Consider the following 561-nt stretch of genomic DNA (forward strand, 5'->3'; position numbering starts at 1 on the left):
AAAATCGACCAGCCCGCAAGGCGAGCTTGAGCCTGCGCAGTGGGCGCATCACGCTAAAACAGGGGAATATCACGCTCAACGCGGTGCTGGCCGAGGAGATTAACCCGCCCAAGGGTGAGACCCCGTTGAAATGGCTGTTGTTAACCAGTGAACCCGTCGAGTCACTAGCCCAAGCCTTGCGGGTCATCGACATATACACCCATCGCTGGCGGATCGAGGAGTTCCATAAGGCATGGAAAACCGGAGCTGGAGCCGAGAGGCAACGCATGGAGGAGCCGGATAATCTGGAGCGGATGGTCTCGATCCTCTCGTTTGTCGCGGTCAGGCTGTTACAGCTCAGAGAAAGCTTCACGCTGCCGCAAGCACTCAGGGCGCAAGGGCTGCTAAAGGAAGCGGAACACGTAGAAAGCCAGTCAGCTGAAACGGTGCTGACTCAGGATGAATGTCAGCTACTGGGCTATCTGGACAAGGGAAAACGCAAGCGCAAAGAGAAAGCAGGTAGCTTGCAGTGGGCTTACATGGCGATAGCCAGACTGGGCGGTTTTATGGACAGCAAGCGAA

The 561-nt window shown here is 56.3% G+C and carries 1 protein-coding gene; it reads left to right on the top strand.

Going from position 1 to position 561, the window contains the following annotated elements:
* Positions 1 to 561, top strand: a 561-nt coding sequence (locus tag PG883_RS23775) for an IS4 family transposase (RefSeq protein WP_270808525.1), incomplete at both ends; no start/stop codon positions are given.

It is taken from the genome of Aeromonas sp. QDB25, assembly GCF_027707725.1.
In the GTDB taxonomy this organism is placed as follows: domain Bacteria; phylum Pseudomonadota; class Gammaproteobacteria; order Enterobacterales; family Aeromonadaceae; genus Aeromonas; species Aeromonas caviae.